This is a genomic window from Anoxybacillus thermarum (genome assembly GCF_000836725.1).
GTDB lineage: Bacteria > Bacillota > Bacilli > Bacillales > Anoxybacillaceae > Anoxybacillus > Anoxybacillus thermarum.
Genome location: NZ_JXTH01000030.1, coordinates 1 through 14,624 on the forward strand (window position 1 = coordinate 1; position 14,624 = coordinate 14,624).

Consider the following 14,624-nt stretch of genomic DNA (forward strand, 5'->3'; position numbering starts at 1 on the left):
GTCCAAGCGGGTTGAACAGGCCAAACGGAAGGCAGGACGGTTGTGGGCAGATGTGGTGCGTCAGAATCTACCGTGTCTGCAGCGGTCATCCGGGACGCCGATCCATCAAGCGTTGTCGGCGCTTCGGGATTTTGGTTGGGTGTAAAAAAATGGAATACAATATCATCACTTCAAGATGAGGGATGAGAGTCCAAAAGCGCTTACGATATCAATTCCTGAAAATGGTTCGCTAACTAGTGATTGACAACACCCGTAGTGAACCGAAAAAATGTTCTCCACAAAGTCTTGACTGACTCATTATGATGAACTATATTGCGCTATACGTATCGAATGCGGTCATTCGTTCCGTTTTATCCGATCAAGGTTTTAAATCGGAAAAAATTCATCCGTCAGCATCGTTACGTTCAGAGTTTTTACAGTCTTTAACTGATTACTCCACGCTTCATTACGGTATTATTATTTCGTTAATTGCAGCTGTTGTCATGTGGTTCTTGCTTGAAAAAACGACGACAGGATATGAACTTCGTGCCGTCGGTTTTAACCAACATGCGTCTCATTATGCAGGGATGAATGTCAACCGCAATATTATATTAGCGATGGTCATTTCAGGAGCATTTGCAGGTATTGCTGGTGCGATGGAAGGGCTAGGAACGTTTGAAAACGTCTCTGTCAAAGCTGGATTTACTGGAGTTGGATTCGATGGAATTGCGGTTGCCCTCCTTGGTGGAAATAACGCATTTGGAATTATTTTAGCAGCGATCTTATTTGGAGCGTTAAAAGTCGGAGCGCTTGAAATGCCATCAGCAGCTGATGTGCCGACAGAACTTGTTGACATCGTCATTGCGTTGATTATTTTCTTCGTTGCTTCAAGCTACTTAATTCGTCTCGTGCTTACGCGCTTCAAAAAGGAGGGAAAATAAATGTTACACATTCTTGAAATTATTATTCCTTCCGCGATTTTCTTTGCGGCACCTCTTATTTTTACGGCGCTTGGTGGCGTATTTAGTGAACGCTCCGGCGTTGTCAATATCGGATTAGAAGGATTGATGGTCATCGGTGCATTTACCGGTGTCGTGTTTAACTTAACGTTTGCCGATCAATTTGGTGAATTCACACCATGGCTTGCGATGGTTGTCGCGATGGTTGTCGCTTCGATTTTCTCGCTTATGCATGCGGTTGCGGCTATTTCACTTCGTGCGGACCAAGTCGTTAGCGGGGTGGCGATCAACTTTTTAGCGTTAGGATTATCGTTGTTCCTTGTGAAAATGTGGTATGGGAAAGGTCAAACAGACCAAGTGCAAGTTGGTTTTGATAAAATCGATATTCCAATTTTAAGCAAAATTCCTGTTCTCGGTCCAATTTTATTTTCGAATGGATATGTACCATCTTACTTAGCAATTGTATTAGCATTTGTCGTATGGTACGTCATTTACAAAACACCGTTTGGGCTTCGTCTTCGTGCTGTTGGGGAACATCCGATGGCGGCGGATACGATGGGAATTAACGTGGCAAAAATGCGGTACATCGCAGTCATGTTAAGCGGTGCGCTTGCTGGAATTGGCGGTTCGATTTATGCAACGATCATTTCGCGTGATTTTAGCCATGCGACGATTTCTGGACAAGGGTTTATGGCGCTTGCGGCGATGATTTTCGGAAAATGGCATCCGCTTGGTGCGATGGGAGCAGCGCTTTTCTTCGGATTTGCGCAAAGTTTAAGTATCGTTGGACAGGCGATTCCGTTTTTGAAAAACGTACCAACCGTTTACTTGCTCATTTTGCCATATGCTTTAACTATTTTAGCGTTAACTGGGTTTATCGGACGTGCAGATGCGCCAAAAGCGCTCGGTACGCCATACGTAAAAGGAAAACGTTAATAGGAAAAAGACTTCGGGACAGCCCGAAGTCTTTTTTTCATGCTTTTGATCACGCATAATAAAAGCAAGGAGGGGATTTTTTATGTTGCTGCATCAACTCGTCGATCAATTGTTTTTAGAGTTACAACATCCCGTAACGATTGAATCGTACAATTTTGAATTGCTTGCATATAGCGGTCATCACGATGAAACGGATGAGGTGCGCATGCGCACCATTTTAAGCAAACGAGCATCCGCTCACGTTTTTCACTACTTACATGAACATGGATGGATGCAAAAAATTGAACAAGCAGACGGAGTCGTTAGCATTCCTCCGCTTCCTGAGATTGATCTCGGCGCACGCGCTGTCGTTTGTTTAAAACACGCTGGGAAAGTATATGGATATCTTTGGGTACAAGCCGCGTTTCACGATTTAACAGACGAGCAACGGAGGCGCATCGAAGAAGTAGCAAAAGAGGCCGCTCAAATATTACACGAGCAGGTGGGGAAAAGATACAAACGTCAAGAAGAAGTTCATGACCTTTTCCTTCGCTTTATTCAATACCGTGATATGAGCGAACGAGACGTTCAAATGGAACTACAGTTGCTTGGGGCAACGTTTCCTTCACGATTTGCTGTTGTTGTTTTTTATGTCGAAAATAACAGGAGAAAAGATGACATCCGGAAATATATGACATGGATAACAAAAGCAACACATGCCCCAATCTTTTTTATTCATCACGATCATCCGTTTTTGCTTATTGTTGGGGAAGCACCGACGCAACGCCCGATCGATGTAGTGAACATGATGATCACAAAATTGCAACAAGATTTTCATTGCCGAATTGATCACGATGTGCTCGTTGGCATTGGCAATGAATATAACGGGCTGCAAAAACTGCGCGACAGCTATAAAGAGGCGATGGAAGTCATTCATTTGAAAAGGCACATGGATGAGCCGTTACCGCATGCTTATTGCGATTTAGGTATTTATCGCATCGTTCCATTCATATACGAACAGTATAAACAGCGTAGTTATAAAAACGAAGCGATTATGAAACTAAAAAAGCACGATGAACAACATGGAACCGATTTTTTGCATACGCTTCGTGCGTACATTCAACACGACTGCAATATGAAACAAACAGCCGAAAGTTTATACATTCATCCGAATACGTTACATTATCGACTAAAGCGCATGCAGTCGATCACGACTCTTCCGCTGCACGATTTTGAACAACGAATGATGTTGTATATCGATCTCCTTTTATACAAATATAAGGAAAGTATTGTGGATGAACAACAAAAATAAGCAGAAATGATTATATATTGACGACAAACAATTTTCAGAAAGTATAAATTATAATGAATCGTAGAATATGTGACAAAATCGTGAAAGGATCGATGCATGTGACTGTACCATACAAACATGAACCGTTTACAAACTTTACAATGGAGCAAGAAGCAGCTGCGTTTCGTCAAGCGCTTGCTTATGTCGAAACACAGCTTGGACAAGCATATCCAATCATTATTGGAGGAAAACGAATCGTTACGGAAGAAAAAGTTGTGTCAGTTAATCCAGCGGATAAACAACAAGTGGTTGGCGTTGCATCAAAAGCGACGAAAGCGCTTGCTGATGAAGCGATGCAAGCGGCGCTTTCTGCATTTGAAACGTGGAAACGTGTATCGCCGCAGGCACGTGCTGACGTATTGTTTCGCGCAGCCGCGATGTTAAGAAGAAGAAAGCATGAATTTTCCGCATGGCTCGTGAAAGAAGTCGGAAAATCGTGGAAAGAAGCGGATGCCGATACCGCAGAAGCGATTGACTTTTTAGAATATTACGCTCGGCAAATGATCTCTCTTGCCGAGGGTGTGCCTGTGCTTAGCCGCCCAGGAGAGTCTAATCGATTTTTTTATGTGCCGCTTGGTGTCGGGTTAATTATTTCACCGTTTAATTTTCCGCTTGCGATTATGGCTGGAACGACGGTTGCTGCCATTGTGACAGGAAACACGGTCATTTTGCGGCCATCCGATCGCGCACCAATTGTTGCTGCAAAGTTTGTTGAGCTAATGGAACAGGCTGGTCTCCCTCAAGGGGTATTAAACTATCTGCCGGGCGGGGAAGCAGAAGTCGGAGAATATATTGTTGAACATCCACAAACGCGCTTTATTTCTTTCACAGGATCGCGCGCCGTTGGATGTCGCATTTATGAACGAGCAGCGATTGTTCAACCAGGACAAAAGTGGCTGAAGCGCGTCATCGCAGAAATGGGTGGAAAAGATGCGATTATCGTTGATCGGGATGCGGATCTTGAATTAGCAGCGCAATCGATCGTTGCTTCCGCCTTCGGTTTTTCCGGACAAAAATGCTCGGCATGCTCGCGTGCCATCGTTCTTGAAGATGTATATGACGAAGTGCTTGGGCGCGTCGTTGAGTTAACAAAGCAATTAAAGGTCGGCAACCCACAAGAGCAAAGCACGTTTATGGGGCCTGTCATTGATCAAGTATCGTACGATAAAATTATGGGCTATATCGAAATTGGCAAGCAAGAAGGGAGACTCATGACGGGAGGCGAAGGAGACGATACGATGGGATTTTTCATTCAGCCAACCATTTTTGCAGACGTCGCACCAACTGCGCGCATCATGCAAGAAGAAATTTTCGGTCCGGTCGTTGCGTTTACGAAAGTGCGTACGTTTGATGAAGCGCTTGAAGTGGCGAACAATACAGATTACGGATTAACAGGGGCAGTCGTTTCAAACAATCGTGCTCATTTAGAAAAAGCGCGCGAGGAGTTTCATGTTGGAAACTTATACTTCAATCGCGGCTGCACAGGAGCAATTGTTGGGTACCATCCGTTTGGTGGGTTTAACATGTCAGGAACAGATTCTAAAGCAGGTGGTCCAGACTATTTATTGCTCCATATGCAAGCAAAAACAGTTAGTGAAATGTTTTAAAAGGGGGAATGGCCATGTTTGCACAACTATCGAAAAACATTTTTTTATACGCTTCACAAAGTAAAATGTTAAATCAAGCAGCGAAAAAATGGGGGCTCCGTTTCGGGGCTTCCCAAGTCGTTGCGGGGGAAACGATTGAAAGCGCTATCAAAAAAGTGCGTGAACTAAATGAAAAAGGGCTCGTTTGTACGCTCGATCATTTGGGAGAGTTCGTTTCAAGTCGCGAAGAAGCCATTGAAGCGACACAATATAACATCCGCACGTTAGAAGCTATTCATCGCGCAGGCGTTCAAAGCAACTTGTCTGTCAAATTGACGCAGCTTGGGCTTGATATTGACTTTGATTTTTGCTTAAACAATATGCGTCAAATTGTTGAAACGGCGAAACGGTACAACAACTTCGTGCGCATCGATATGGAAGATTCAGCGCATTGCCAAGCGACGCTCGATTTATTACACGAACTACGCCGCACGTACGACAATGTTGGAACTGTCATTCAAGCATATTTATATCGCGCTGAACAAGATGTAAAAGATTTAAAAGGAGTATCGCTTCGTTTAGTGAAAGGAGCGTATAAAGAGCCGCCAGAAGTGGCGTTTCAAGAGAAACAACAAATTGATGAAAACTACATGAATATCATTCGTCTTCATTTATTAAGCGGAAGCTATACAGCGATTGCAACACACGATCATAATATTATCGAAAAAGTAAAAAAGTTTTCTAAAGAAAATAATATTCCGCGTAATCAATTTGAGTTTCAAATGTTATATGGCTTTCGAACAGATATGCAACAACAGCTTGCGAAAGAAGGTTATACAATGCGCGTATACGTTCCGTTCGGAAATGATTGGTTTGGCTATTTCATGCGCCGATTAGCAGAACGTCCACAAAACGTCGCGTTCGCATTAAAAGGGTTTTTTGGGAAATAATTTTTTGTACAAATTGTGAACATATTTTAGTATAATGATACGTACAAAGGGGTTTTTATAGACAACAAAGGAAGGGGAGATTGTTTTGGTTATTACATCTGTCGTTGTGTATATGGTGGGGATGTTATTCATCGGATATTGGGCGTATAAACGGACATCGAACTTGTCTGATTATATGTTAGGCGGACGAACGCTTGGTCCAGCCGTTACCGCGTTGAGTGCGGGAGCATCGGATATGAGCGGTTGGTTGTTGCTCGGATTGCCGGGAGCGATGTATGCCCAAGGGTTAAGCGCTTCATGGATTGTGATCGGATTAGCTCTTGGAGCGTATGCGAACTGGTTATACGTTGCTCCACGTTTGCGAGTATATACAGAAGTAGCGAACGATTCGATTACGATTCCGTCGTTTTTAGAAAACCGTTTCGGTGATACATCGAAGTTATTGCGTCTCGTTTCCGGATTCGTCATTATGATTTTCTTTACGTTTTACGTTTCTTCTGGTCTCGTTTCTGGTGGGGTCATGTTTAAAAATTCGTTTGGTACAGATTATCATACGGGATTATGGATTGTAGCTGGTGTTGTTGTCGCGTACACATTATTCGGGGGATTTTTAGCGGTCAGTTGGACAGACTTTGTGCAAGGACTCATTATGTTTATTGCGCTTATTCTCGTGCCGGTTGTGACGCTTATGCACATTGGGGGGATTACGGAAACGACGACAACGATTCGCGACATCGATCCGAACTTGCTTGATTTGTTTAAAGGGACGAGCGTTGTCGGTATCATCTCGCTATTTGCATGGGGGCTTGGCTATTTCGGCCAGCCGCACATTATTGTTCGTTTTATGGCGATCTCCTCGGTGAAAGAAATGAAACAAGCGCGCCGCATTGGAATGGGCTGGATGATCTTTTCGTCTGTCGGTGCGATGTTAACAGGTCTTTTTGGAATCGCTTACTTTAAAAAAGCAGGCATGATGTTAGAAGACCCAGAAACCGTATTCATTAAACTTGGGGAAATTTTATTCCATCCGCTTATTACAGGATTTTTACTTGCAGCGATTTTAGCGGCAATTATGAGTACGATTTCATCTCAATTGCTAGTGACATCTAGTTCACTAACGGAAGATTTATATAAAATTTTATTCCGCCGCTCAGCGTCTGATAAAGAGCTTGTATTTGTCGGTCGCTTATCCGTCCTGCTTGTATCGATTGTTGCCTTGTTGCTAGCGTACGAGCAAAATAATACGATTTTAAATCTTGTCGGTTATGCGTGGGCAGGATTTGGGGCTTCATTCGGTCCTGTGATTATATTAAGTTTGTACTGGCGCCGTATGACAAAATGGGGGGCGCTTGCGGGAATGATTGCAGGAGCAACGACAGTCATCGTCTGGGCGAACTCTTCATATGCGAGCGTCATGTACGAAATGGTGCCGGGCTTTATCGCTAGCTTCATTGCCGTGATTATCGTCAGCTTGTTGACAGTTACACCTGAAAAACGTGTGACAGAGCAATTTGATACGTTTAAACGTACCATTTCATCATAAGAAAAAGGTGTCCGAACAGGGCACCTTTTTACGTTGAAAACTGTCGGATCGCTCGTTTCATCTCGTTTGAAATATGTTCTGATTTTGAAGCGGATGTTGCGATTTGCTCGACAATTTCATTTGTTTCAATTAATCGGCTAGATAATTCATTTACTTCTTGGGCGCTGTTTGCTGTCGCTGTAGATACTTCATGAATGGAAGTAATCATCTCATGTAAAGCGCGATTTAATCCGGTAGCTGTTTGGCTAAATTGGGCAACAACTTCTTCAATAAAAGAAGCTGTTTGTTCATATTGTTTTGTCACAGTTTTCATTTGTTCATAATCGCGTTGAACATCTGTCGAGATGTATGCTATTGTAGCTGAAGCGCTCGTTGACAACTGTTCTACAGCGGATGTTAACTGTTTGGCAACGTGTTGAATATTTTCAACTGCTTGTTGTGATTGTTCAGCTAGTTTACGAATTTCCTCGGCAACGACTGCAAATCCTTTTCCTTGCTCTCCAACGCGCGAAGCTTCAATAGAGGCGTTGAGTGCTAATAAATTTGTTTGTTTTGCGATATTCATAATTGTATTTGTAAATAGTTCAATATCTGTTATGACTTGTGAAGCCTCAATCGCTTTCTCTAGCTTTCTTTTCGTTTCTGCTAACAGTTCACTTGCTTTTTCTGATGATGACGTGACGATACGATCTGTATGGATCGCTTGTTGGCGAATGGATGAGGCATTTTGTTCACCTTCTTTCATTTTATGAATCATTCGCTGAACAGCGTGTTCGATTTCTTTTGATGTTGCAGACATTTGCTCAGCAAACGCCGCAGTTTCTTCGACATTTCCAGACACGTTTTTCGTAGACGATGAAATATGTGCAAGATGATCACTCAAATGACGAATATCACTATAGACGGTGGAAACGATTCCATCAAGTTCGTGAGCCTCGTGCTGAATGCGCCAAATCATCGTTGCTAGCGTATCCAACACACTGTTAAAGTTTGCGACGATACGGCCAACTTCATCGTTGCTTTTTAAAGTGAGTCGAGCAGTTAAATCTCCACGCTGTACAATCGTTTCAAACTGTTTGTTCATTTCTTTCATTGCGCGAATTAACGTCACTTTTCCGACAAAAAAACTAATGAGTCCAACGATGATACCTGCTCCGACGCAAAGAAGTGTAAAATATGTAGCGTATGACGGGTGTTTATATGTTGTAAAAAAACTAGCAACGATCGGAAAAGCGAGTCCCATCACAATACCTGTTCCAATAGAAATAAGCAAAAAACGACCTGTTACACTTAACAACACATATGTCACCCCCGACAAAAAGACTATTACAAAAATACTATAAGCGTGTATGCCTGACAATACATGTATATGTATTTTTTTGAATTTTTTACACAGTATTTATGTTGTTTGTGATATATTTACAAAAAAGTAGTTATATCATTACACAATTTACATATTTACAGATTGTATGTTTGGAGTGGATAAAAGTGAACGCATTTGGAGCCATCATTGCATTTTTATTAGCTATTATTTTTATTTTACGAAACGTTCCGGTTGCATATGGAATGATGTGTGGGGCGTTTATTGGCGCTTTACTTGGCGGGGCTTCTGTCGATGAGGCAGTTCGTCTCATGATGGATGGGGCAAAAGAAATGATCCCTTCTATTTTGCGCATTTTAGCTGCTGGTGTGCTAGCTGGCGTATTCATGCAATCAGGAGCGGCTGTCGCGCTGGCAGAAAAACTTGTGCAAGCGTGTGGAGAAAAATATGCACTATTTATGTTATGTTGTACAGCGATGATGTTAACGGCTTGTGGAGTGTTTGTTGATATTGCCATTATGACAATTGCCCCTGTTGCGCTTGCAATTGCGCATCGGCTTGAGCTGTCGCGCTTTGCGATATTGCTTGCATTAATTGGTGGAGGAAAAGCGGGGAATATCATTTCCCCGAATCCAAACACGATCGCCGCAGCAGAAGCGTTTCATGTGCCGCTTTCTTCACTGATGATTGCCGGCATCGCGCCAGCTGTTGTCGCCCTTTTTTTCACGTATCAGCTTGCGAAACGATGGTCTCGTGACGTCGTACATAGCGTACAAGTCGAAACAGTGAAAAAAGAAACACTTTCATGGCAAAAGGCAATCGTTGCCCCCCTTGTTGCTATTAGTCTGTTGTTGCTCCGTCCACTTTTTAGCATCGCGATTGATCCGCTCATCGCATTGCCAGCCGGTGCGCTTGTTGGGGTAATTGTAATGAATAAAACGAATGAGCTAAACATGTTTTTGCGCGTGGGTATGGAAAAAATGAGCGATGTTGTGTTGATGCTTATAGGTACAGGAACGCTAGCCGGTGTCATAGCAAACTCGTCATTACATGAAACGGTTATGGATACGTTTCAGTCGCTCGGCTTTTCTCCATATGTCATCGCTCCGCTCGCAGGTGCATTATTATCAGGCATGACTGCATCAACAGCAGTCGGTGCGGCAGTAGCGAGCCACGTATTCGGAAAAGCGTTAATGGAAGCAGGCGTCTCCCCGCTCGCAGGAGGGGCGATGGTACATGCGGGCGCAACGGTGCTTGATCATTTGCCACACGGCAGTTTTTTTCATGCTACAGCAGCAAGCGTGCATATGTCACCGAAAGAGCGAATCCAATTAATTCCATATGAAACACTCATCGGCTTAACGATTGCAGCAACATCTACGATTATTTTTACCTTACTTTTATAAAACTATGTTCTAAATAATCAACAAATAAAATAAAAAAAGGACTTTCTATCCATATGTAGAAAAATGATATATGAAAGGGGAGTGTGGGGAAGTGAGAAACGTATATATTTCTATATTTGTCTGTCTGTTTTTATTTGCCCATCCTGCTTGGGCACAAGGAGAAACGAGCATTACATTGAGCGTCGCTGGCGATGTGACGCTTGGCCGCGATGAAAACTATGGCTATACATATTCGTTTGATTATGAAGCGAAAAAAATGGCCTTTCTTTTTTTACAAAATATATTGAACCAATTTTTAAGCAAGATGATTTTACAACCGTCAATTTGGAAACAACGTTAACAAACGCAACGCAAAAAGCAAAGAAAAAGTTTCGTTTTCGAGGCGATCCGTCGTATGTCAACGTTTTAACGCGGGCGAGTATTGAAGGGGTCAATCTTGCGAATAATCATACGTTGGATTATGGACAAAAAGGATATATGGATACGATTGCTACGTTAAAACGAGCGAACATCGGATATTTCGGGAACGGAATACGGCTTGTGAAAACCGTCAAAGGAGTGAAAATCGGTGCGCTCGGCTATAAAGGATGGAGCGATACGAAGGCGGTGCGAAGGCAAATCGCAAACGACATAGCTGCTTTACGAAAACAAGGAGTCCAAATCGTTCTCGTTCATTTCCATTGGGGTGAGGAGCGAAGCTATGTGCCAAATAGCACGCAAAAAGCGTTAGGGAAATTTGCGATCGATAGCGGAGCGGATCTTGTCGTTGGCCATCATCCGCACGTCATTCAAGGAATAGAGCAATATAAAGGAAAAATGATCGTTTATAGCTTAGGCAACTTTATGTTTGGAGGCAATAAAAATCCGAGCGATAAAGATACGTTCGTTTATCAACAAACATTTTATTTTGTTAACGGCAAAAAACAGCCGAAAACAACGATTCGCATCATTCCATTTCGCATCTCATCTGTCACGACGCGAAACAACTATCAACCGGTTCCACTTAAAGGAAAAGAAGCAAGTCGCGTAAAAACAAAAATCGTCAATTTATCAGCAAAAATTAACAAACCAACATGGCTCGTATATGAAAAATAAAAAAATATAATAGAAAGAAAGGAAGTGATTTTATGTACATCGGGGACATTGTATTTCAACTCCTGATGTTTGGTACGTTGCTTGGAGTTTTTGCTGTATTTGTTTTTCGTGCTGTATGGTTGATGCGGTCTATAAAGGGAAAAAGAGGGTAAGAAAGTTCGGCAGAGACCGAACTTTCTTACTTTACAATTAATACGGGTGCTTCTACTCGCTTAGCGACTTTATGGCTCACGCTTCCTAACACCATTTCTTGTAACGTATTTAATCCGCGACTACCGACAATGACGAGATCAAAGGAATGAGCGTTTGCAAACTCAACAATCGCAGGTCCTGGTTCTCCTCTTAACAGACGAATTTCGTACGGAATGTTGGTTTCTTTCAGCAACGCCTCGGTTGAAGATAAACGTTTTTTACGCATCGCTTCTCGTTCTTCTATGTTGCCTTCAATCAATACGTCTGTTTTCGCTGTTGTTGTATTAATAACATATATGACAGTAACTTTCGCTTCTTGAATGTACGAGCAAAGTTCTATTGCTTTTTTTGTCGCACGCAAAGCATGTTCAGAGCCATCTGACGCCAGTAAAATGTTTTTCATTGTTTCAACCCTCGCAATTATTTTTGTTTATTATATCGTCTAATGAAAGCTTTTTCAAAAAAATTTTTTGGTATCGCTTTCTTTATTGATATGTATGTATTTACACATATTTTTGAGCCGCCATAAAAGGTTGAGCATGTAAACAATGTTATGTATAATCGCTTTGTTGTGTACGGGACGCTTCTTTATGGAAGAAGCAATATAAAAAGGAAAGAGGGGTTGTATGTTTAAACATTGGAAGGAAGAATGGTTTGGAAATATAAGAGGGGATGTACTTGCCGGGCTGGTCGTTGCGCTTGCGCTTATTCCAGAGGCAATTGCATTCTCCATCATCGCGGGAGTTGACCCGATGGTTGGTTTGTACGCTTCTTTTTGTATGGCAGTCGTCATCGCTTTTGTTGGCGGAAGACCGGGGATGATTTCTGCGGCAACGGGGGCAATGGCTCTTGTTCTTGTCAACTTAGTCACAGAACACGGGATCCAATATATGCTGGCAGCTACAATTTTAACAGGTGTCATTCAAATTGTTTTAGGTTTACTTAAAGTTGGGAATGTATTAAAATTCATTCCTCGTCCAGTTATGATCGGGTTCGTTAACGCGCTTGCTATTTTAATTTTTGCTGCCCAGTTGCCACATTTCCAAGGAGAATCTTGGGTGATGTATGCGCTTGTTGCACTCGGTTTGTTCATTATTTACGTTTTCCCACGCATCACAACAGTTATCCCATCTCCGCTTGTTGCAATTGTCGTCATTACAACGATTGCTTTCGTCACTAAATTAGATGTGCGCACGGTTGGAGATATGGGGGCAATTTCTGCAACGTTGCCGAGCTTTTTTATTCCAAATGTGCCATGGACATTTGAAACGCTCATGATCATTTTCCCTTATTCACTATCTCTTGCGCTTGTTGGATTAATTGAATCTCTTTTAACAGCGCAAATTGTCGACGATTTGACGGATACAGAAAGCGATAAAAATAAAGAATCGCGCGGACAAGGAATCGCTAATATTGTGGCTGGTTTCTTTGGTGGCATGGCAGGCTGTGCGATGATTGGGCAATCGGTCATTAACGTAAAATCAGGTGGGCGAGGTCGCCTTTCTTCCCTCGTCGCTGGTGTGTTCTTAATGGTGCTTATCGTTTCGTTTAACCATATTGTTGTTACGATTCCGCTTGCGGCGCTCGTTGCAGTCATGATCATGGTATCGATTAGCACGTTTGACTGGGGCTCAATACAACGACTGGCTAAAGTGCCAAAGGCGGATGCTTTCGTCATGATTATTACTGTTGCCATAGTGGTAATCACGCATAACTTAGCGATCGGAGTGATTGCTGGAATGATGTTAAGTGCGTTATTTTTTGCAGCGGATATGTCTAAAGTGAAGGTGACGAAAACGATAAAAGGTGACATCGCAACATATGATGTAGAAGGTACGCTCTTTTTCGCTTCGGCAAATGATTTTGTCCGTGGGTTTGACTACAATGACAATGTGAAAAAAGTAAACATTAACTTGGCGGAGGCGCGCATTAAAGATGAAACAGGTGCGCATGCCATCGACCGCGTCGTGATAAAAATGCACCAAAACGGTGTAGAAGCAAATATCATCGGCTTAAGTGAAGCGTGCGAAATGCTTGTCAATCGCCTCGCTCTCCACAACAAGCCAGGAGGGCTTGAACAAACGATTGGACATTAAAACCGAGCATATCGCTCGGTTTTATAGTTCCTTCCCGCAAGATGGACAAAATCGAAAATTTGCTTGTATGTTTGTTCCACAAGATGAACAATATTTTTCCTTATCGCTGCAGCCGAAAAGTTCATTTAGCGGATCTTTTTCTTCATGTTCGTCAACGATATCGACGATGGACATCCGCTCTTTTCCTGTCGCATTTTTATAATGGTAGACGGCTTGAAAAATACCGATTCCAATAATGATTAATCCGAAAAAAGGGAAGATTTGTGCTCCTGCAATCGGAGATTCCTTTGTAATGGAAAAGGTCATAAACATCCAAAATATACCGAATAAAATGGTGGCGATACTGCCAATAAATCCTTGCATTGACGGTCCACGACCAGGCTTTATACTTTTCATGTGTATTCCCCCTAATTTGTTTTATACACCCATTATATACAAGAAATAGAGGAAGTTCATGTTGTTTTTAAATAAAAGGAGTAGAATGTATGCTAGAATGAGTATTGACGACATAAAATATATGGTAAGCATCATGGCACAGAAGAAGGAGTTTATTATATGTCATTATCATCATTAAGGCATGAAGCGAGGAAAGCATTGAAAGGAAAATGGGGTAGCGCGGTGCTTCTTATGCTTGTTTATGCCCTTGTAACGATGGTTGTTCCTTTCGGTGTTGAGGTCGTGTTTAGTGGGGGATGGAAAGCGTGGCTTGATCAAGAAACTGTACCGGCATCTGCCTCGATTGTAAGCATGTTTGTTTCGTTTGCACTCATCCCGCTTAGTGTCGTCTTGTATTGGGTGTTTTTCGCAATGAGCCTATTCGTATCGCTCCGCTATTTACTGTTTATCAAAACGGAAAATTAGCTTTAAAGCTGATTGGTACTTCGCTTTTATTCGGGCTTTTCGTCTTTTTATGGAGTTTATTGCTCATCATCCCGAGAATTATTAAATCGTTATCTTACTCACAAACGTTCTTTTTATTGAAGGATCATCCAGAGTACAGTGCACTTCAAGCGATTAGCGAAAGTAAAAAACGAATGAAAGGGTATAAAGGAAAGCTATTTTTACTATATTTGAGCTTTATCGGTAGGGGACTTTTCTCGATCCTCACGTTTGGTATCGGATTTTTATGGCTCGTCCCATACATCTACACATCGCTTGCTGCGTTTTATGATCAATTTATTCGTACGCAAGAAGCACCGGCCGAATAAAACGAACAAGGGCGCCCTTGTTC

Annotated in this window: 10 protein-coding genes and 4 pseudogenes; 11 read left to right on the top strand and 3 right to left on the bottom strand. The window is 42.3% G+C overall.

Annotation, left to right across the window (positions count from 1 at the left end; genetic code table 11):
• From LH47_RS15220 to putP, 7 genes and pseudogenes are all read left to right on the top strand, one after another.
• Positions 1-145: pseudogene (locus LH47_RS15220) on the top strand (UPF0236 family protein); the annotation flags it as partial.
• Positions 146-296: 151 nt separating this feature from the next.
• Positions 297-920: pseudogene (locus LH47_RS08390) on the top strand (ABC transporter permease); the annotation flags it as partial.
• Entirely contained in the window at positions 921-1,874 is a 954-nt protein-coding gene (locus LH47_RS08395) for an ABC transporter permease (RefSeq protein ID WP_043966516.1), read from the top strand.
• 82 nt (positions 1,875-1,956) lie between these two features.
• Positions 1,957-3,165, top strand: a complete 1,209-nt coding sequence (locus LH47_RS08400; RefSeq protein ID WP_200890861.1) for a PucR family transcriptional regulator — start codon at positions 1,957-1,959, stop codon at positions 3,163-3,165.
• Positions 3,166-3,263: 98 nt separating this feature from the next.
• Positions 3,264-4,811: an L-glutamate gamma-semialdehyde dehydrogenase gene (pruA, locus tag LH47_RS08405; protein WP_152619609.1), complete on the top strand. Its 1,548-nt coding sequence runs from the start codon at positions 3,264-3,266 to the stop codon at positions 4,809-4,811.
• 14 nt (positions 4,812-4,825) lie between these two features.
• Positions 4,826-5,740, top strand: a complete 915-nt coding sequence (locus LH47_RS08410; protein WP_043966521.1) for a proline dehydrogenase family protein — start codon at positions 4,826-4,828, stop codon at positions 5,738-5,740.
• 85 nt (positions 5,741-5,825) lie between these two features.
• Positions 5,826-7,283 (top strand): sodium/proline symporter PutP, encoded by a 1,458-nt coding sequence (gene putP / locus LH47_RS08415; RefSeq protein ID WP_043966523.1) that lies wholly within the window; start codon positions 5,826-5,828, stop codon positions 7,281-7,283.
• A 28-nt stretch (positions 7,284-7,311) separates the two neighbouring features.
• Here the strand turns inward: putP and LH47_RS08420 are convergent, their stop codons facing one another.
• Entirely contained in the window at positions 7,312-8,583 is a 1,272-nt protein-coding gene (locus LH47_RS08420) for a methyl-accepting chemotaxis protein (protein ID WP_235341087.1), read from the bottom strand.
• A 173-nt stretch (positions 8,584-8,756) separates the two neighbouring features.
• Here LH47_RS08420 and LH47_RS08425 point away from each other — a divergent pair, with 173 nt between their 5' ends.
• Positions 8,757-10,010 (top strand): GntP family permease, encoded by a 1,254-nt coding sequence (locus LH47_RS08425; RefSeq protein ID WP_326938940.1) that lies wholly within the window; start codon positions 8,757-8,759, stop codon positions 10,008-10,010.
• A gap of 91 nt (positions 10,011-10,101) precedes the next feature.
• Positions 10,102-11,105, top strand: a pseudogene (locus LH47_RS08430) (CapA family protein).
• A 178-nt stretch (positions 11,106-11,283) separates the two neighbouring features.
• Here LH47_RS08430 and LH47_RS08435 read toward each other — a convergent pair.
• Positions 11,284-11,700, bottom strand: coding sequence for a universal stress protein (locus tag LH47_RS08435; RefSeq protein WP_043966525.1), 417 nt, complete (start codon positions 11,698-11,700; stop codon positions 11,284-11,286).
• A 223-nt stretch (positions 11,701-11,923) separates the two neighbouring features.
• On the opposite strand from LH47_RS08435, the gene LH47_RS08440 reads away from it, so the two are divergent.
• On the top strand, positions 11,924-13,393 hold the full coding sequence (locus tag LH47_RS08440; RefSeq protein WP_043966527.1) for a SulP family inorganic anion transporter: 1,470 nt from the start codon (positions 11,924-11,926) through the stop codon (positions 13,391-13,393).
• Positions 13,394-13,414: 21 nt separating this feature from the next.
• Here the strand turns inward: LH47_RS08440 and LH47_RS08445 are convergent, their stop codons facing one another.
• Positions 13,415-13,789 (bottom strand): zinc-ribbon domain-containing protein, encoded by a 375-nt coding sequence (locus LH47_RS08445; protein WP_043966528.1) that lies wholly within the window; start codon positions 13,787-13,789, stop codon positions 13,415-13,417.
• Between the two features lie 159 nt (positions 13,790-13,948).
• Here LH47_RS08445 and LH47_RS08450 point away from each other — a divergent pair.
• Positions 13,949-14,601: pseudogene (locus LH47_RS08450) on the top strand (DUF975 family protein).
• Positions 14,602-14,624 lie beyond the last annotated feature (23 nt).